A 17,539-nucleotide genomic window follows, 5' to 3' on the forward strand; every position below is an offset into this window, starting at 1 on the left:
GATGCTCGATTCACGTCCGGTGACCTTATCGGTCAGCGATATTCATAAGTCCTTTGGCTCCCTGGATGTCCTGAAGGGGATCACCATCCAGGCGCAGCAGGGCGATGTCATTTCGATCCTCGGGGCCAGCGGCTCCGGTAAAAGTACGCTGCTGCGCTGCATTAACCTGCTGGAAACGCCCGATGCCGGAGTGGTCAGCGTCGGCGGCGAGACGATTGAAATGAAGCATCATGCCCGTGGGCATCGGCTGGCGGCGAACCCCCGGCAGATAGAGCGCCTGCGCTCGCGGCTGGGGATGGTCTTCCAAAGTTTTAACCTCTGGTCGCATATGACGGTTCTGCAGAATGTCATTGAGGGGCCGCATTATGTGCTCAAGCGGGACAAACGGACCTGCATTGAACAGGCTGAGCAGTTGCTGGAGCGAGTGGGGATGTTGAACCGAAAGGATTTCTATCCTGCGCAGCTCTCCGGCGGCCAGCAGCAGCGCGTGGCGATAGCCCGCGCGCTGGCCATGGAGCCGGACGTCATGCTCTTTGATGAACCTACCTCAGCGCTGGATCCCGAACTGGTCGGCGAGGTGCTAAAGGTGATGCGCAGCCTGGCGGAGGAGGGACGGACGATGCTGGTGGTCACCCATGAGCTGGGATTCGCCCGCAATGTTTCCAACCGGGTGGTCTTTATGCACCAGGGGACGATTGACTGCGACGGTGCGCCAGAGGCGCTGTTTGGCAGCCAGGGATCCGCGCGCTTCAAGCAATTTATCTCCAGCCATCAACAGCCAGGACAGGTCGTATGAAAATGATCCAGTGGGGCGATGCGCCGATACGCTGGCAGGAGGTGGCTTGCGTTGCCCGGGGCGAGGCGACCTTGAGCCTCAGCGACAGCGCCTGGTCGCGTATCGCGCAAGGGCGGGCGATTGTCCAGCATATCGTTAAAGCCGGCCAGGTGGCCTATGGGATCAACACCGGGCTGGGGGCGCTGTGCAATATTACGCTGCCGGAAGCGCAGCTACACCAGCTGTCGCGCAATACGTTGCTCAGCCACGCCTGCGGGGTGGGACCGTTGCTGGAGGTCGCCCCAACCCGGGCAATTATGTGCGCCGCGGTGGCCAATTTCAGCCACGGTAAATCCGGGATCTCCGCCGGGATAGTGCAGCAGCTGTTGGCGTTTTTGCAGCATGGCGTCACCCCTCAGGTGCCCTCCCAGGGGTCAGTTGGCTATTTAACGCATATGGCGCACATTGGCCTGGCCCTGATGGGGGTTGGCGATGTGCTCTGGCAGGGGCGAACGTGGCCAGCGGCAGAGGTCCTGTCGCAGCTAGATCTGCAGCCCATCGCGCCGGGAGCGAAAGAGGGGCTGAGTCTGGTCAACGGTACGCCGTGCATGACCGGTCTGGCCTGTCTGGCGTTAGACGACGCCGAGCGCTTAATGAACTGGGCCGATGTAACCGGCGCGATGAGCTTTGAAGCGCTGCGCGGCCAGCTTGTGGCATTCGATGCCGAGATCCTGGCGCTGAAAGCCAGCCCCGGGATCCAGACCAGCGGCCAGCGGCTGCGTGAGCTGCTGGCGGACAGCCATCTGCTGGCCGAAAGTGAAGGACTTCGCACCCAGGATGCGCTAAGCCTTCGCTCGATGCCTCAGGTGCATGGCGCCTGCCGCGATCAGTTTAGCCACGCGCAGACGCAGATAAATATCGAACTCAACGCCTGTACTGATAATCCGCTGATCCTGGGAACCGTTGAGCAGTGGCGGGTGGTCTCCCAGGCGCATCCGCACGGCGAATCGGTGGCGATGGCCTGCGATTTGCTGGCCATTGCCATGGCTGAGCTGGGCGCCATCGCTGAACGACGCCTTGACCGGCTGGTGAATCCTCTGGTGAGCGGGTTGCCGGCGTTCCTGGTCGCCCGACCGGGCGTGAATTCAGGCATGATGATTGCCCAGTACGTCGCCGCGTCGTTGTGCGCGGAAAACAAGCAGCTGGCGCAGCCGGCAGTGCTGGATAATTTTGTTACCTCGGGTCTGCAGGAGGATCATTTAAGCCTGGGCACCGGCGCTGCGCTGAAACTGCAGCGCCTGCTGGGCAACCTCTATCAGATCCTGGGCATCGAATATTTACTCGCCGCTCAGGGGCTCGATTTTCACGAGCCGCAGAAGCTGGCGGCGGGCACGCGCCGGGCGCGAGACCTGCTGCGCGACAGCGTGCCTGGCTGGGAGGACGATCGCTGGCTGGCGCCGGACATCGCCAGCGCGGTGGCCATCCTTAAGCGAACCGCTGGCCACGCGCCGGCGTGAGGTCAGCGGGCGAGGTGAATGAGACGGCGCTATTTGCCGTCTTTGCGCCAGGCGTCGGCGGTGAGAGCCTCACCGAAGTGGCCGGCGATCAGGCGTCGGGTCAGGTCGTGCAACGGTGAGGCCAGCACATCGGCGGTGCTGCCGCGCTCAACTACTTCCCCGTTATGCATCACCAGCACCTGATCGCTGATGTGCTTCATCATTCCCAGGTGCTGGGTGACATAGATGTAAGAGATACCCTGTTTCTCCTGCAGCTCCAGCATCAGGTTGATGAGCTGGGAACGCATCGACATATCCAGCGAGGCCAGCGCCTCATCGCAGACGATGACCTTCGGGCGCAGGATCAGCGCCCGGGCGAGGCCAAGACGCTGCTTCTGACCCGGGGCCAGCATATGGGGATAGTAGCTGACGTGGTCCGGCAGCAGGCCGACCATACGCAGGGTGTCGATGATCTGTTTCTGCCGCGCTTCGGCGTCGAGGTCGGTATTCAGCCGCAGCGGAAAATCGAGGATCTGCGAGATGCGCTGGCGCGGGTTTAGCGACGTCGACGGATCCTGAAAGATCATGCGAATCTTCTGGCTGCGGTAGGAGTAATCCCCGAAGGTCAGCGGATGGTCATCGATCAGCACCTCGCCGCTGGTGGGCTCCACCATGCCGGCCAGCATCTTCGCGAGGGTGGATTTTCCGGAGCCATTCTCGCCGATAATCGCCAGCGTCTGCCGTTCGCGCAGGGTAAAACTCAGCGGCTTAACCGCCTCCACCGTCTGGCGGTGAAACCAGCCGGTGCGATAGCGAAAGGTCTTACTGAGTTGGCGCACTTCCAGCAATGTTTCGACCATTTCACTCTTTCTCCATGTTCAGCGGGAAATGACAGGCGTACAGGTGATTGCGCGCCCCGGTAAGACGCGGGGTTTCAATACACTCGCGCTGGGCGTACGGGCAGCGCGGCCCCAGCCGACAGCCGATGGGCAGCTGCTCCAGCAGCGGTATCGCCCCCGGCAGGGTGTTGAGACGGCTTTTATGCGGCATGGCGCTGCCAAAATCCGGGATCGCGCGGATTAACGCCTGGGTGTAGGGGTGATGCGGCAGGGTGATCAGCTCTTCGCTGGGCCCGCTCTCCACCGTCTGCCCGCAGTACATGACGTTAATTTTATCCGCCCATTTGCTGAGCATCTGCAGATCGTGGCTGATCAGCAAAATGGTGGTGTTGTTGTTCTGGTTGAGCCGCGTCAGCAGGCGGATAATCTGCGCCTGCGTCGTGGGCTCCATGGCGTTAGTCGGTTCATCGGCGATCAGCAGGCGCGGTTGGTTGGCCAGGGCGATGGCAATCATCACCTTCTGGCATTCGCCTTCGGTCAGCTGATAGGGGAAGCTGCGCATGGCGTCTTTGTGATCTTTAATCCCGACGCGGTGCAATAGCTCGATGGCCCGACGTTTACGCCAGCCCAGCCGCTGCCACCAGCGGCCCTTGTAGGTCCAGCCAGGGATACTCTGGATCAGCTGCTGGCCGATGCGCTCAGAGGGGTCGAGGCACGACTGGGGCTCCTGGAATATCATCGACACGTTGTGGCCGATCAGTTTCCGGCGCTCGCGGTTCGACAGCCGCAGCAGATCGATGTCGTCGAAACGCATGCGGTCGGCCGTGACCCGCCAGTTGTCTTTTGTCACGCCGCAGATAGCTTTGGCGATCAGGCTCTTCCCGGAGCCGGATTCCCCTACCAGGCCACGGATTTCGCCTTCGGTCAGGGTCAGGCTGACGCGGTCGACGGCTTTTACCCAGCCTTCGTTGGTTTTAAATTCGATGGTTAAGTGACGAATATCGAGTAACGGCATTATTCTACCCCGGCAATGATCGCCCGGCGAATACCGTCGCCCAGCAGGTTGACCAGCAGTACGCTGAGCATAATCGCGGCCCCGGGCAGCATCACGGTCCACGGCGCAACATAGATAAGCTCCAGCGCATCGCCCAGCATCGCTCCCCATTCCGGCGAAGGCAACTGAGCGCCGAGGTCAAGAAAGCCCAGCGCGGCGATATCCAGAATAGCCATCGACAGGGCGCGGGTGATCTCGGTCACCAGGCCGGAGGCGATATTGGGCAGGATGGCGAACAGCAGAATATTCAGCGTCGACGCGCCGTCGAGGCGGGCGGCGATAATGTACTCTTTCTCCAGCTCATCGTGGACCATGCTGTAGACGGAGCGCACCATGCGCGGCAGCAGCGCCAGCCAGACGGCAAACATCGCATGGCTGAGGTGCGGCCCGGCAAAGGCGACGACGATGATCGCCAGCAGCAGCGAGGGGATGGAGAGCAGGGTATCAAGGATATGGTTCATCACCGCCGAGCGCAGGCCGTGGGTCGATCCGGCAATGACGCCCAGCACCAGGCCAAACAGCGTGGCGCCTAGGGTGACGACAAAAGCCCCGCCGACGGTCGGCGCCGCGCCGCTCAGCAGTCGGCTGAGCACATCGCGCCCCAGGTCATCGGTTCCGAGGAAGAAAGAGACTTCCCCATAGCGCGACCACGATGGCGGCAGCAGCTGGTAGCCGAGGAACTGCTGGTCGATGCCGTAGGGGGCGAACCAGCCGCCGAAGACGCAAAGCAGCAGCAGCCCCGCGCAGCCGTACAGGCCGATCATCGCCGTGGTGTCGCCATAGAATTTACGCCATACGGTGCGCAGCGCGCCGGGCGGACGCTTTTCCAGATAAACGCTATCGTAGGGCATACCATTCCTTATGTTTCAGTGGGTTAGCCATGGCACCGAGAATATCGGAAATCACGTTGACAATAATCACCAGCGCGCCAATCACCATCACTCCGGCGGAGATCGCCGCGTAGTCCTGCTGACGAATGGCGTTGATAAGCCACCGGCCCAGCCCTGGCCAGCTGAACACCATCTCCGTGATCATCGCCAGGGTGAGCATGGTGGAAAACTGCAGGCCGAGGCGTGGGATCACCGGCGGCAGGGCGTTGTGCAGCACGTGGCGCAGTAAAATTTTGCGTCGCGAGACGCCGCGGGTGGCGGCCGCCTTGACGTAGTTGGTGTCATACACCTCGCTGGTGCTAATGCGCATCAGGCGGATCACTTCGGTAGTGGGGGCTACCGCCAGGGTCAGCACCGGCAGCACCATATGCCGGGCGGCGCTGACGATCATCTCATGGCGCCACGGCGAGTCCGAAAGCCAGGCGTCAATCAGCGCGAAACCGGTGACGTTTTTCACCTCATACAGCAGGTCGAAGCGGCCGGAGACCGGAAGCCAGCCGAGGGTCAGGGAGAAGAAGAGGGTCAGGAGCAGCGCCAGCCAGAAGACCGGGATCGAGAAACCGACCAGCGCGACGGCGCTGATCAGGGTATCGGGCCATTTGTTGCGCATCACGCCGGCGATCATCCCCACCGGAATGCCAATCAGCAGGGCAAAGCCGAAGGCGAGGATGCACAGCTCCATGGTCGCCGGGAACACCTCGCGCAGCTGTTCGGAAATCAGCTGGCCGTTAATGCTGGAGACGCCAAAATCCCAGTGCAGCACCCCTTCAAACCAGAACAGCCACGCATTCCACAGGGTCGCGCCCTGCAGCGGGGCATGGGGAGTGAAGTAGCTCAGGCTGAAGCCGACAAAGGTCAGAAAAAAGAGGGTGACCAGCAACAGCAGCAGACGGCGCAGGGTAAAAATAATCATGGTTTTTTCACCTCTTCGGTTTTCTCCCGCGATACGCCAGCGAACGAAGCGTTACCGAAGGGGCTAAGCACCAGGCCTTTCATATCATAGCGATAGGCCTGCAACCGCAGCGATGAGGCCAGCGGCAGGACCGGCAGTTCACGAGCGAGGATGCGCTGGGCCTCTTTGTAAGCGTCCATCCGCGAGGAGAGCTGCTGCGAGAGCAGCGCTTTTTGCAGCACGTCATCAAATTCCCGGTTACACCAGTGGGCAAAGTTGGTTTGCGAGGCGATCGCCGCGCAGCTCAGCAGCGGCCGGAAGAAGCTGTCCGGATCGTTACTGTCCGTCGCCCAGCCGGAGAGCGTCAGGTCATGGTTCATGTCCATCAGCCGTGCCTCCTGGAAGCGCCCCTCCACCGGCATGATGATCACCTTGACGCCAATCTGCGCCATATCCGCCTGGATCAGCTCTGCTGTTTTCAACGGGCTGGGGTTCCACGCCTGCGAGCTGGTGGGAACCCACAGTTTGAGGGTCAGATTTTCCAGCCCCAGGGCCTTCAGCCGGGTGCGGGCTTCCTGGGGATTATATTCGGTAATCTTAGCGTCGTTATCGTAGGCCCACGAGGCGCGCGGCAGCATCGACGCCGCCGTCTCCGCGGTGCCATAGTAGATAGACTGCATCAGGCGCTGGTTGTTAATGGCCAGCGCCAGCGCGTGGCGCACCTCCGGGTTGTCCAGCGGCGGTTTGGCGGTGTTGAAGGCCAGCCAGGCAATGTTCATCCCCGGACGCAGCGTCAGGCGCAGGCGCGGGTCGTCACGCAGGATCGTCAACTGGCTGGCGGCCGGCCAGGCCAGCACGTCGCATTCGCCGGTCAGCAGTTTCGACAGGCGGCCGGTTCCACCGGAGCCGAGGTCGACCACCACCTGCGGCATCAACGGTTTTCCGCGCCAGTAGCCGGGGTGGCGCTGCAGGCGAACATACTGCCCGGAGCGGTACTCCGACAGCTGGAACGGGCCGGTACCCACCGGCTGGCGATCGAGCTGTTCCTGACGATCGTCCTGCGTTAAGCGGGCGGCATATTCGGCGGAGGTAATCGACGCATAGTGGGTGGCCAGATGCCAGAGGAATGATGCATCCGGCCGCTTGAGGCGAAACTCCACGGTCTGATTATCGAGCTTGCGGACGCTCTCCACGCTGTCAGCAAACTGCAGGCTGTCGAAGTAGGGGAAGCTGCTGCCGTTGACGTTGTGCCAGGGGTGATCGCGGTTAAAAATGCGGCCAAAGGTGAAAATCACGTCATCGGCGTTGAAATCCCGCGTCGGGGAGAACCATGCCGTGCGTTGAAACGGGACGTGGCGGCGCAGATGAAAGCGGTAGGTGGCGCCGTTATCGAGGACTTCCCAGCTCTCCGCCAGCTCGGGGACCAGCCGATAGGTATAAGGGTCGACGTCAAGCAGGCGATCGTAGATCTGCGCGGCCAGCGTATCGACGATCAGGCCGCTGCTCACTTTCTGCGGATTAAAGGTATTAACCTGGCCGCTGACGCAATAGACGAAACCGCTGTCGCGAATATCGGCGCGGTCGGGGAGCGCAGGGGCGGCAAAAGCCTGCCCACACAGCAGGGAAACCGCTGCCAGGAGAGATGACAATTTCAGGCGCATATTTTCTGTTTGATTATAGAGTTGAACTCTATCTTATTAAGATTCATAGACATTCACCACCGCCTTCAACAAGCCTGAGGGATAATGCGGTTACCGGGTGCGTATAGTATTCAGTCAATTGATTAAAATAGTCGCGGAACCGAGTCTGTATAATGAAACATGGTAACTTTTTATCGCCGATATCGCCAGTCAGCTCTGTTTGGCCGAGGTTGACCGGACGGTGGACGCGACGCTAACGCCGGGGATAAATTCAGTATAGCGGGGAGAAAGCAGAGGGTCCGACGGGCGGGTAACCCTACCCGTCGGATGTCATACAGGGGGGGACGTTTTTGTTTATCGTGACAACGTCACTTTTTGATAATCCATATCCCGCAAGTCCTCCAGCAGCCCGGGGCCGACCGGCTGCCACTGCAATCGCTCGCGAGTCCATGCCGAGCTGGCGCGCAGGTCAAGGGCGGTAAAGGGGGCAAACCAGCCGAACCAGGCGTCAGCCTGCTCCTCATCCAGCTGGGTCAGCGGCAGATTTAAGCCCCGGGCGATGACTGCGGCAATCTCCCGTAATGCGATCCCCTCTTCAGCCACCGCATGGTAGCGCTCGCCCGCAGCGCCCTGCAGCAGTGCGCTGACGTACAGGCGCGCGACGTCATCGACATGGGCGGCGGACCAGCGGTGGTTCCCCTCGCCGCGCAAGGCCACCGCGCCGCTGGCGACCGCGCGTTCGATATAGCTGGTCAGCAGCCCCTGGCGCACGGTGTCATGCACCTGCGGCAGGCGAACGACCCGGACGTCCACTCCCGCCTCCAGCAGCTGCTGGCCGGCAAGTTCTGAGGCGGTCCGCGGGCTGGGGTGCGCGGCGTTAAAGCACGACTCGCGGGCCGGGGCGCCGCTCCCGTCGTCGCCCATCAGCGTGCCGGAGGTGATGACCAGCGGCCGCGCGCTGCCCCGCAGCGCCTGGCCCATGGTGAGGATCGCCTGGCGGTCTTTCTCGCAGTTGGCGGCAAAGCGGCTGAAGTCGTGGTCGAAAGCGGTATGGATCACCGCGTCGGCGCTCTCGACGCCCGCCAGCAGCGAATCGGGGGCGTCCAGCGTGCCGCGGCGCACCTCGACCCCTGCCGCTTCCAGGGCCTGCGCCGTGGCGTCGCTTCGCGCGAGGCCGATAACCTGATGGCCCGACGCCTGCAGCGCCGGAAGAATACGCGAGCCGATAAATCCGCTCGCGCCGGTAAGAAATATACGCATTATGAACCTCCTGGACGGGTTATCAGGCGTATCCTACCCGCGATGTCATACTATAAAAGTAGAGACATTATCGGGATATAAATTCTAACAGGCAGACTTACAGGCAGATGATGAACACTTCTGACAATCATGCTTTAGGTGATTTTCTCCGCGCCAGGCGCCAGCGTCTCGACCCGGTAACGTTTGGCTTCCCGGCGGGACGCCGGCGCACGCCGGGCCTGCGCCGTGAAGAGGTCGCCCAGCTCGCCAGCATCAGCCCGACCTGGTATACCTGGCTTGAACAGGGGCGCGGCGGGGCGCCTTCCCGCGAGGTGCTGGAGCGGATCGCCCGCGGTCTTCGGCTGACCACCCCGGAGCGCGAACATCTGTTTATACTCGCCTTCGGCCATCCGCCGCAGACCCGTTTGACGATCACGGATGATATGACGCCGCGGCTGCAGCGGGTGCTCGACGCCTTCGCCATTCCGGCGATTATCCGTACCGCCAGCTGGGACGTGATCGCCTGGAACGCGGCGGCGGCCAGGGTGCTGACCGACTACGGCCAGCTGCCGCTGGCGGAGCGCAACGTGCTGCGCCGCCTGTTTACCCGGCCTGAGGCCCGCTGCACCCTGGAGGACTGGCAGACGGTGGGGCAGCTTATCGTTAATGCCTTCCGTGCCGACGTCACGCGGATGGGCGCCACGACGGAAACTGACCAGCTGATCGCGGAGCTCAGCCAGCAGAGCGTCGAGTTCGCCCGTTTCTGGCAAAGCCACGACGTCGCCGGCCACGGCGAGGGCTATAAGCGCATTCACCACCCGCAGATGGGCCCGCTCGATCTGGAGTTCACCTCTTTTGCCGTGGAGGGCCGCCCCGATCTGTCGCTGCTGGTTTTCAACCCGGCGACGACGGAGAGCCAGCGCAAAATTCACGGCCTGCTTCAGGCGTCGGGATCCTCGTCGGGTGAGTACTGAGGGGTAAATTCGTACAGGGCCAGGGCGTTGCTCTCCAGCGAGTCGACCCGCAGCCAGTGGCCGTCGAGCCGGGCTTCCTCCACGCTGAGCGCCGGACGGGCCTGATGCATCAGCCACTGATAATCTTCGGCGTCGGGGCCGCTGCGGCTGCGAAAGGCGTCCACCAACGGGAACAGCGCGCCGTGGTGCTGATCGAAGAGGTGCTGTTTGATGCGCCAGCGGCCCTTGAGCCCCTGCAGCCGCACACTGTACGGCTGGCTGAAGCGTTGAATAAAAGCCGCTTCGCTGGAGAGCCAGGGGTTATAGACCACCGTATTGCGCAGCAGCAGCTGGTAGTGCCCCTGGTGATGGAGCAGCAGCAGGTTTTTGTCGTGAAACAGGATCTCGCCGCGCAGCCGTCGCCAGAGCCACAGCACCCAGTAAACCGGGCGCGGCAGCCCGTGCAGATAGTGCAGCGCCAGGCTGGAGGTATCCAGCTTGCCGTTGGCGCGGGCTTCGCCCTGGAGGCCGGAGTTTAACCAGAAGCCCGCCAGCCAGACCTGGTCCGCGACCCCCAGCAGATTATCCATCAACAGCGCGCCGCGAAAAAAGCGCCCGTTGGTGTCCCGCGTATCGCCGGTCAGCGTATTCCACGAGAGCAGCCATAGCGGCAGGTTAAGCTGCCGTTGACGCAGGGCGCTGTGGATCTGTCGCAGCTTATGTGCCGGATAGTGCTCGCTGGAGGCCAGACTGCTGCTGTCCGCCTGAGCCAGATCCAGCCGTTCGTTGGCATCCGCCTGGCAGGCGAGAAAATCGGCTTCCGCCAGCAGCGGCGAGTGGAACAGCGGATCGTCCCCGGGCGAGTTGGCGGCAAAGCGGTGCCAGATCCCCAGCTGCGGCTGCGGCAGCAGGCGGTGAAGAACCTCGCGCTGCTGCCACCAGGCGGCCTGGCGGGCCGCTTCGCTGGCCTGCGGCGACCAGTGCCAGACAAAGCGCCAGCTGCTGAGCGTCGTCGGTGGAAAATGGTTGGCGGCGAGTTGCAGGAAGCGCTGCAGCAGATCGCTGCGGGTGGTGACCCCGGTATGCAGGATCACCTGCCAGCCCATCGCCGCCAGCCAGCTGAAGATCTGCTGCAGGTTGTACCAGCAGGCGTAGCCAGCCATCTGCGGATCGTCCCAGCCGGTGCCGAACAGGCGGCTGCTGAGAAAGGCATCGTTGATATCAATGGCATACACCGGCAGGGCGCGGTGCAACTGCTCCAGTTCGCGGCGCACGTCCTCCCGCAGCAGATCGTCCAGCTCGCGCACGGTCACCACCATCCGGGTATGGCGCAGCACCGCGGCGCGCGCCGGTCGCTGGTGCAGATTGATCTCCCGGGTTTGCGGCGGATTGATCAACAGCGGCTGACTCTCCCGGTCGCGTTGTTCCGGCTCATTAAGGCGGGCGTAGAGCCGGTCCACGGCCACCGGCTGCCAGCGATCGCCCTGCGGCGGGCGCGGTCGGCCAGGCTCCCGGGGGGACCGCTCGCGATACTGGCGCGGCGTCACCCCATGGTGGCGTTTAAACAGATCGCTCATCATTCGCGTGCTGGCGAACCCCTGCTCGCGGGCAATTTGCTGAACGGGTTTGCGGGTGGTTAACAGCTGATCGGCGGCGTGGCGCAGGCGCAGCGCGGTGAGGTACTGAACAAAACTGACGCCAACCTCCTTGTGAAACAGGCGTGACAGCCAGGCCTCGGAGACAAACTCGGCGGCCGCCACCTCCTGTAAAGAGAGACGGCGCTGATAGTTGGCGTCGATCCGCGCCACTACGCTGGCTATCCTCCGGCTCCATTTTTCAGCATCGCGCCGGGGCGTGAAGGCGATGGGCTGGCTGAAGCGCGTGGCCAGCAGCAGCGCTATCTCACTCAGCCAACGGTTGGCCTCCAGCCGGTAATGGCCGGGATGATTGACCAGGCCGCTCACCAGCAGCTGGCGCATCAGGCGGCGCAGGCCGTCATCGGCATCGCGGGTGCGCGGCGATATCTGATAGTCGACGGCAAAAAAGGCGTTGTCGAGGCGGGCCAGCCAGCTGGCGGAGAGGGTCAGGATCATCACCGCGTTGCCCCCGGCGCTGCGCAGGCTCCAGCGACGGTTGCGGTTAACGATCGCCAGCCCGTCGACGGCTAGCTGCTGCGGCGCACCTTCCGCCTCCGCCAGATTTACGCTCCCCTCCAGCACCCACAGCAGCGTCAGCAGATCGCTCTCCGGCTGGCTTAGCTGACGCACATCGCGCACGGTGACGCTAAAGTCGCCTGAATGCTGCTCCACATGGTTCTCCTCTGTAGACAAAAAGCAACCGGTTGTTTTTTGTCATAACCGATATGTATGAAAAACACTCATTCATTTCTCGTCAATATAAAACAAAAAAGCGCGCCTGAAAGCTGTTTCACCCGCATAAACTCGAAAGTGTCGTGCAAACTCAACACAGGAATAACAAAAATGACACATCCGTTGCTTGAAGCCTTGCAGGTCAACGAGGCGCAATTTATTGCCTTACGTCGCCGGTTCCACCAGCAGCCGGAGATCGGCTTTGAAGAGCATCAGACCAGCAGCGAGGTCGCCCGACTGCTTGGCGAATGGGGGTACGAGGTTCATCGCGGCCTGGCGGGCACCGGGGTGGTGGGTACGCTGCGCGTCGGCCACGGGGAAAAACGCCTCGGCCTGCGGGCGGATATGGATGCCCTGCCGATGCAGGAGCGGAGCGGGAAGCCGTGGGCAAGCCAGGTTGACGGGCGCTTTCACGGCTGCGGCCATGACGGGCACACCACCACGCTGCTCTACGCGGCTGAATATCTGGCGCGCACCCGCCAGTTTAACGGGACGCTGCAGCTGATTTTCCAGCCCGCGGAAGAGTTGCTGTACGGCGGGCGGGTGATGGTCGAGGACGGTCTGTTTGACCAGTTTCCCTGCGACGCCATCTTCGGCCTGCACAATATGCCGGGTCAGCCGCTGGGTAAAATCGGTCTGCGCGACGGGGCGATGATGGCCTCCTCCGATACGCTGCATATTGAAGTGAAGGGCGTTGGCGGCCACGGCGCGGTACCGGAGCATACGGTGGATGCCACGCTGGTGGCCTGCCATATTACCCTCGCGCTGCAGTCCATCGTCTCGCGCAATATCACCCCGTTTGAGCCAGCGGTCGTGACCGTCGGCAGCATCCAGGCCGGACATGCGCCCAATATCATTAACGATCACGTGTTGATGAAGCTCACGGTGCGCACCCTCAATGAGCAGGTACGCGAGACCGTGCTGCAGCGGATCCATGATATTGCCGTGGCTCAGGCGGAGAGCTTTAACGCCACGGCTACGCTGACCCACGTCAACGGCAGCCCGGTATTACGTAACGATCCGGCGGCCAACGCCATGGTGCGGGAGGTGGCCACAGCGCTGTTTGGCGCAGAGCAGGTGGGCGAGGTGAAGCCGTTTATGGGCAGTGAAGATTTCGCCTTCATGCTGGAGCAGCACCCCCACGGCAGTTATTTCACTATCGGCGCTGGCGACGAGCCGGATCGCTGCATGGTGCATAACCCGGGCTATGACTTCAACGACGCGCTGTTGCTTAGCGGCGCGGCGCTGTGGTGCGGCCTGACGGAACACTATCTGCGTTAATCACCGGAAACGGGAGGGCCATGCAATGAGCACTGTCACCGTAAGCGACACCCCCTATGTCGGCAGCGATCGTCTGCTGGTGGGGATTGTGCTGAGCGTTTTAACCTTCTGGCTGTTTGCCCAGTCGGTGATTAACGTCGTGCCGGCGATGAAAAGCAGTCTTGATATTTCCCTTGAGACCTTAACCCTGGCCGTCAGCCTCAGCGCGCTGTTCAGCGGCTGTTTCGTGGTGGCCAGCGGCGGCCTGGCGGACAAGTTTGGCCGCATGCGAATGACCACCCTCGGGCTGGGGCTGAGCATCGTCGGCAGCGCCATGCTGGTACTGGCCCAGGGGCCGGGGCTGTTCCTCGCCGGCCGGGTGCTGCAGGGGCTGTCGGCGGCGTGCATTATGCCGGCGACGCTGGCGCTGATTAAGACCTGGTACCAGGGGCGCGCGCGTCAGCGGGCGGTCAGCTTCTGGGTCATCGGCTCGTGGGGCGGCAGCGGCCTGTGCTCCTTCGTCGGCGGAGCTATCGCCACCGGCCTGGGCTGGCGCTGGATCTTTGTCTTTTCCATCGCCGTTGCCCTGGCGGCGCTGGCGTTACTGCGCGGCACGCCGGAGAGCCGCAGCGCCAGCGCCAGCCAGCAGAAGCTGGACGTTGGCGGCCTGCTGAGCCTTATCGTCGGGCTGGTGCTGGTGAATCTGTTTATCAGCAAAGGCCACGGCTGGGGCTGGAGCAGTCCGCTGTCGTTGAGCATGCTGGCGGGGGCGCTGATCGCTGGCGCGGTGTTTATTCGCAGCGGGCTGCGCAAAGGCGAGGCGGCGCTGATCGATTTTGCGCTGTTTCGCAACCGGGCGTACGGCGCGGCGGTGCTGTCGAACTTTCTGCTCAACGGGGCGATTGGCACCATGATGATCGCCAGCATCTGGCTGCAGCAGGGGCACCACCTGACGCCGCTGGAGAGTGGAATGATGACCCTCGGCTATCTGGTCACCGTCCTGGCGATGATCCGGGTCGGCGAGAAGCTGCTGCAGCGCTACGGCGCCCGGCTGCCGATGATGGCCGGCCCGGTGCTGACCGCCATCGCCATCGGCCTGATATCCTGCACCTTTCTCGATAAGGCGCTCTATATCGGCGTGGTGTTCGGCAGCAATGTGCTGTTCGGCCTCGGGCTGGGCTGCTACGCCACGCCGTCAACGGATACGGCGGTGGCCAACGCGCCGGAGAACAAAATTGGCGTCGCCTCGGGGATCTACAAGATGGGCAGCTCGCTGGGCGGGGCGATGGGGATTGCCGTGACGGCGTCACTTTTTGCGCTGTTTTTGCCGCTCGGTATGGCCCATGCCGCCCAGTATGCCCTGTGGTTCAACGCCGCCTTATGCCTGGGGGCGATGGCGGTGAGCGCGCTGCTGCTGCCGCGCGCCTCTCATAGCTGATGCTTTTTCAGCAGCGCGCGGAGCTGATGATAGGTTAACCCCAACAGCTCCGCCGCCTGCTTCTGATGATACTTCGCCTGCTGCAGACTCCGCTGCAGCAGGCGTTTTTCCTGCTGTAGCTGAAAATCGCGGAGATCCAGCGGCAGAGCGGGCAGTTCGTCCCCGGACGCGGCCTCCGGCACGGAGACGGCGGTCTGACGGAAAGGGTTGAGGATAATGGCGTCCAGCTCATGCTCGCTGTCGCCGTGGCGATAGACCGAGCGCTCGACGACGTTCTTCAGTTCACGAATATTCCCCGGCCAGCGGTAGCCGAGCAGCGTGGCGGTGGCTCGTTCGCTGAAGCCGGGAAACAGCGGCAGACCGAGCTCGCGGCACATCTGAATGGCAAACTGGTTGGCGAGCAGCATGATGTCGCTCTGCCGTTCGCGCAGCGGCGGGAGCTGCACCACGTCGAACGCCAGACGGTCGAGCAGGTCGGCGCGGAAATGGCCTTCCTCCACCATCCGCGGCAGGTCGGCGTTGGTGGCGCACACCAGCCGGACGTTGACCTGCAGCGGCTGGCTGCCGCCCACGCGCTCCAGTTCGCCATATTCAATCACTCTTAACAGCTTCTCCTGCACCAGCATCGGGGCCGTCGCCAGCTCATCGAGAAACAGCGTCCCGCCGTCGGCGCGCTCGAAGCGTCCGGGATGGCGCTTGCTGGCGCCGGTGAAGGCCCCGGCTTCGTGGCCAAACAGCTCCGAATCGAGCAGATTGTCATTCAGCGCCGCGCAGTTCAGCGAGATAAACGGCCCCTGCCAGCGGGCGGAGAGGTAGTGCAGACGGTTGGCGATAAGCTCTTTCCCGGTACCGCGCTCGCCGATGACCAGCACCGGCTTATCCAGCGGAGCCAGCCGGGAAACCTGTTCCAGCACCTCGAGAAAGCTGTTGGCCTCGCCCAGCAGATTATCCTTGTACTGCGCCATGATGAATTTCGCCATTAAATAGTGGGATTAACCAGGTGACTGTAGCAATGCCCTGCGCAATTCGCAACCACTCTGTTTAAAATCAATAAGATAAAAAGTTGGCACGCCATTTGTATTAGCTAAGCCACAGGTGAATGCCTGCAACCAGAACTATGAGGACTGAAATTATGGGTATTTTTTCTCGTTTTGCCGACATCGTGAACGCCAACATCAACTCCCTGCTGGAGAAAGCTGAGGACCCGCAAAAGCTGGTGCGTCTGATGATCCAGGAGATGGAAGACACGCTGGTTGAGGTACGTTCCACGTCGGCCCGCGCGCTGGCCGAAAAGAAACAGCTGACCCGTCGTATTGAGCAGGCGGTCGCCCAGCAGGCGGAATGGCAGGAAAAGGCCGAGCTGGCCCTGCGCAAAGAGAAAGAGGATCTGGCCCGGGCGGCGCTGATCGAAAAACAGAAGCTGACCGACCTTATTGCTCAGCTGGACCACGAAGTGCAGCTGGTGGATGAAACGCTGGCGCGCATGAAGAAAGAGATTGGCGAGCTGGAGAACAAACTCAGCGAAACCCGCGCCCGTCAGCAGGCGCTGGCGCTGCGTCATCAGGCGGCGAGTTCGTCCCGCGATGTGCGTCGCCAGCTGGACAGCGGTAAACTGGATGAGGCGATGGCGCGCTTTGAATCCTTTGAACGTCGCATCGATCAGATGGAAGCGGAAGCGGAGAGTCACCGCTTTGGCAAGCAGCAGACGCTGGATCAGCAGTTTGCCGAACTGAAAGCGGACGATGAAATCAGCGAGCAGCTGGCGGCGTTGAAAGCCAAAATGAATCAGTCCAACCAGTAAGTACGATTGCGCGGCGCGGCGTTGCGCCGCGGCTCACCCCCTGTAAGGAGTACACATGAGCATGCTTTTTCTCGCCATTCCGTTGACGCTGTTTGTGCTGTTTGTTCTGCCGGTCTGGCTGTGGCTGCACTACAACAATCGCGGCGCCAACGGGACGCTGACGCAAAATGAGCAGCAACGGCTGCTGCAGTTGACCGATGACGCGAAGCGGATGCGCGAGCGCATTCAGGCGCTGGAAGCGATCCTGGATGCCGAACATCCGAACTGGAGAGACAAATAATGGCTGGACTGGATCTGAATAAAAAACTGTGGCGTATCCCGCAGCGCGGGATGGTCAAGGGCGTCTGCGCGGGTATTGCTCAGCATCTTGATGTCCCGGTGAAGCTGGTGCGCCTGATTACCGTGCTGGCGATGATTTTTGGCCTCTTTTTCTTCGTCCTGGTGGCCTACATCATTCTGACCTTCGCCCTGGACCCGATGCCGGACAGTGAGCTTTACGGCCACAAAGCGCCGAGCAATGGCGATCTGCTGGCCGCCGTGGATGCCGAACTGGCCTCCGGCGAACAGCGTCTGCGTGAGATGGAACGGTACGTCACCTCCGACACCTTCACGCTGCGCAGCCGCTTTCGTCAGCTGTAAATCCTGTTGTTAACGAGTGAGGCAACGCATGAATAGCAAATGGCAACGCGCCGGGCAGCAGGTTAAGCCCGGCCTGAAAATCGTCGGTAAGCTGGCGCTGCTGACCGCGCTGCGTTATGGCCCGGCGGGCGTTGCCGGCTGGGCGGTCAAATCGGTCGCGCGACGGCCGCTGAAAATGCTGCTGGCGGTGGCGCTGGAGCCGCTGCTCAGCCGGCTGGCCAACCGCGTCACGCGCGGGATGAAATAACGCCGCC

Annotated in this window: 17 protein-coding genes; 9 read left to right on the forward strand and 8 right to left on the reverse strand. The window is 62.2% G+C overall.

Features of this window, described 5'->3' with window-relative positions; all coding sequences use genetic code 11:
* The first annotated feature begins 1 nt into the window (after position 1).
* Both ACOI7Z_RS07120 and ACOI7Z_RS07125 read left to right on the forward strand, forming a co-directional pair.
* Positions 2-796: an ABC transporter ATP-binding protein gene (locus tag ACOI7Z_RS07120; protein ID WP_087848752.1), complete on the forward strand. Its 795-nt coding sequence runs from the start codon at positions 2-4 to the stop codon at positions 794-796.
* Positions 793-2,292 (forward strand): HAL/PAL/TAL family ammonia-lyase, encoded by a 1,500-nt coding sequence (locus tag ACOI7Z_RS07125; protein WP_087848753.1) that lies wholly within the window; start codon positions 793-795, stop codon positions 2,290-2,292. The genes ACOI7Z_RS07120 and ACOI7Z_RS07125 overlap by 4 nt, the downstream gene beginning before the upstream one ends.
* A gap of 29 nt (positions 2,293-2,321) precedes the next feature.
* On the opposite strand, the gene sapF is transcribed toward ACOI7Z_RS07125, so the two are convergent.
* From sapF to ACOI7Z_RS07155, 6 genes are all read right to left on the reverse strand, one after another.
* Positions 2,322-3,131, reverse strand: coding sequence for a putrescine export ABC transporter ATP-binding protein SapF (sapF, locus tag ACOI7Z_RS07130; protein WP_004203898.1), 810 nt, complete (start codon positions 3,129-3,131; stop codon positions 2,322-2,324).
* A 1-nt stretch (position 3,132) separates the two neighbouring features.
* A complete protein-coding gene (gene sapD, locus ACOI7Z_RS07135; protein ID WP_023289349.1) occupies positions 3,133-4,125 on the reverse strand; it encodes a putrescine export ABC transporter ATP-binding protein SapD in 993 nt (330 codons plus the stop codon).
* The gene (sapC, locus tag ACOI7Z_RS07140) at positions 4,125-5,015 is read right to left on the reverse strand and encodes a putrescine export ABC transporter permease SapC (RefSeq protein ID WP_004151901.1); all 891 of its coding nucleotides are present in this window, start codon (positions 5,013-5,015) and stop codon (positions 4,125-4,127) included. Before sapC ends, sapD begins: the two co-directional genes overlap by 1 nt.
* Positions 5,002-5,967, reverse strand: a complete 966-nt coding sequence (gene sapB, locus ACOI7Z_RS07145) for a putrescine export ABC transporter permease SapB (protein ID WP_017900865.1) — start codon at positions 5,965-5,967, stop codon at positions 5,002-5,004. Before sapB ends, sapC begins: the two co-directional genes overlap by 14 nt.
* Entirely contained in the window at positions 5,964-7,607 is a 1,644-nt protein-coding gene (gene sapA, locus ACOI7Z_RS07150) for an ABC transporter substrate-binding protein SapA (protein ID WP_023289350.1), read from the reverse strand. Before sapA ends, sapB begins: the two co-directional genes overlap by 4 nt.
* A gap of 333 nt (positions 7,608-7,940) precedes the next feature.
* Positions 7,941-8,849, reverse strand: a complete 909-nt coding sequence (locus ACOI7Z_RS07155) for an SDR family oxidoreductase (RefSeq protein ID WP_074442654.1) — start codon at positions 8,847-8,849, stop codon at positions 7,941-7,943.
* A gap of 107 nt (positions 8,850-8,956) precedes the next feature.
* On the opposite strand from ACOI7Z_RS07155, the gene ACOI7Z_RS07160 reads away from it, so the two are divergent.
* Positions 8,957-9,799 (forward strand): helix-turn-helix transcriptional regulator, encoded by an 843-nt coding sequence (locus ACOI7Z_RS07160; protein WP_060591009.1) that lies wholly within the window; start codon positions 8,957-8,959, stop codon positions 9,797-9,799.
* Here the strand turns inward: ACOI7Z_RS07160 and ACOI7Z_RS07165 are convergent.
* A complete protein-coding gene (locus ACOI7Z_RS07165; RefSeq protein ID WP_087848754.1) occupies positions 9,766-12,087 on the reverse strand; it encodes a helix-turn-helix domain-containing protein in 2,322 nt (773 codons plus the stop codon). The genes ACOI7Z_RS07160 and ACOI7Z_RS07165 overlap by 34 nt on opposite strands.
* Before the next feature lie 171 nt (positions 12,088-12,258).
* Here ACOI7Z_RS07165 and ACOI7Z_RS07170 point away from each other — a divergent pair, with 171 nt between their 5' ends.
* A complete protein-coding gene (locus tag ACOI7Z_RS07170; RefSeq protein ID WP_064158318.1) occupies positions 12,259-13,428 on the forward strand; it encodes a M20 aminoacylase family protein in 1,170 nt (389 codons plus the stop codon).
* 25 nt (positions 13,429-13,453) lie between these two features.
* A complete protein-coding gene (locus tag ACOI7Z_RS07175; protein ID WP_086075772.1) occupies positions 13,454-14,845 on the forward strand; it encodes an MFS transporter in 1,392 nt (463 codons plus the stop codon).
* Here ACOI7Z_RS07175 and pspF read toward each other — a convergent pair.
* Positions 14,836-15,825: a phage shock protein operon transcriptional activator gene (pspF, locus tag ACOI7Z_RS07180; protein ID WP_074423658.1), complete on the reverse strand. Its 990-nt coding sequence runs from the start codon at positions 15,823-15,825 to the stop codon at positions 14,836-14,838. The genes ACOI7Z_RS07175 and pspF overlap by 10 nt on opposite strands.
* A 152-nt stretch (positions 15,826-15,977) precedes the next feature.
* Between pspF and pspA the strand changes: the two genes are divergently transcribed.
* The 4 genes from pspA to pspD are packed head-to-tail and all read left to right on the forward strand — an operon-like array spanning position 15,978 to position 17,532.
* The gene (pspA, locus tag ACOI7Z_RS07185) at positions 15,978-16,646 is read left to right on the forward strand and encodes a phage shock protein PspA (RefSeq protein WP_004203910.1); all 669 of its coding nucleotides are present in this window, start codon (positions 15,978-15,980) and stop codon (positions 16,644-16,646) included.
* 55 nt (positions 16,647-16,701) lie between these two features.
* Entirely contained in the window at positions 16,702-16,926 is a 225-nt protein-coding gene (pspB, locus tag ACOI7Z_RS07190) for an envelope stress response membrane protein PspB (protein WP_023289357.1), read from the forward strand.
* Positions 16,926-17,285 carry an envelope stress response membrane protein PspC gene (gene pspC / locus ACOI7Z_RS07195; RefSeq protein ID WP_004203911.1) on the forward strand — a complete coding sequence of 120 codons (360 nt, stop codon included), beginning with the start codon at positions 16,926-16,928 and terminating at the stop codon, positions 17,283-17,285. Before pspB ends, pspC begins: the two co-directional genes overlap by 1 nt.
* A gap of 28 nt (positions 17,286-17,313) precedes the next feature.
* Positions 17,314-17,532: a phage shock protein PspD gene (pspD, locus tag ACOI7Z_RS07200; RefSeq protein WP_002901915.1), complete on the forward strand. Its 219-nt coding sequence runs from the start codon at positions 17,314-17,316 to the stop codon at positions 17,530-17,532.
* Positions 17,533-17,539: the final 7 nt, after the last annotated feature.

The sequence above is a fragment of the Klebsiella sp. C283 genome, assembly GCF_048822555.1.
Lineage (GTDB): Bacteria > Pseudomonadota > Gammaproteobacteria > Enterobacterales > Enterobacteriaceae > Klebsiella > Klebsiella quasipneumoniae.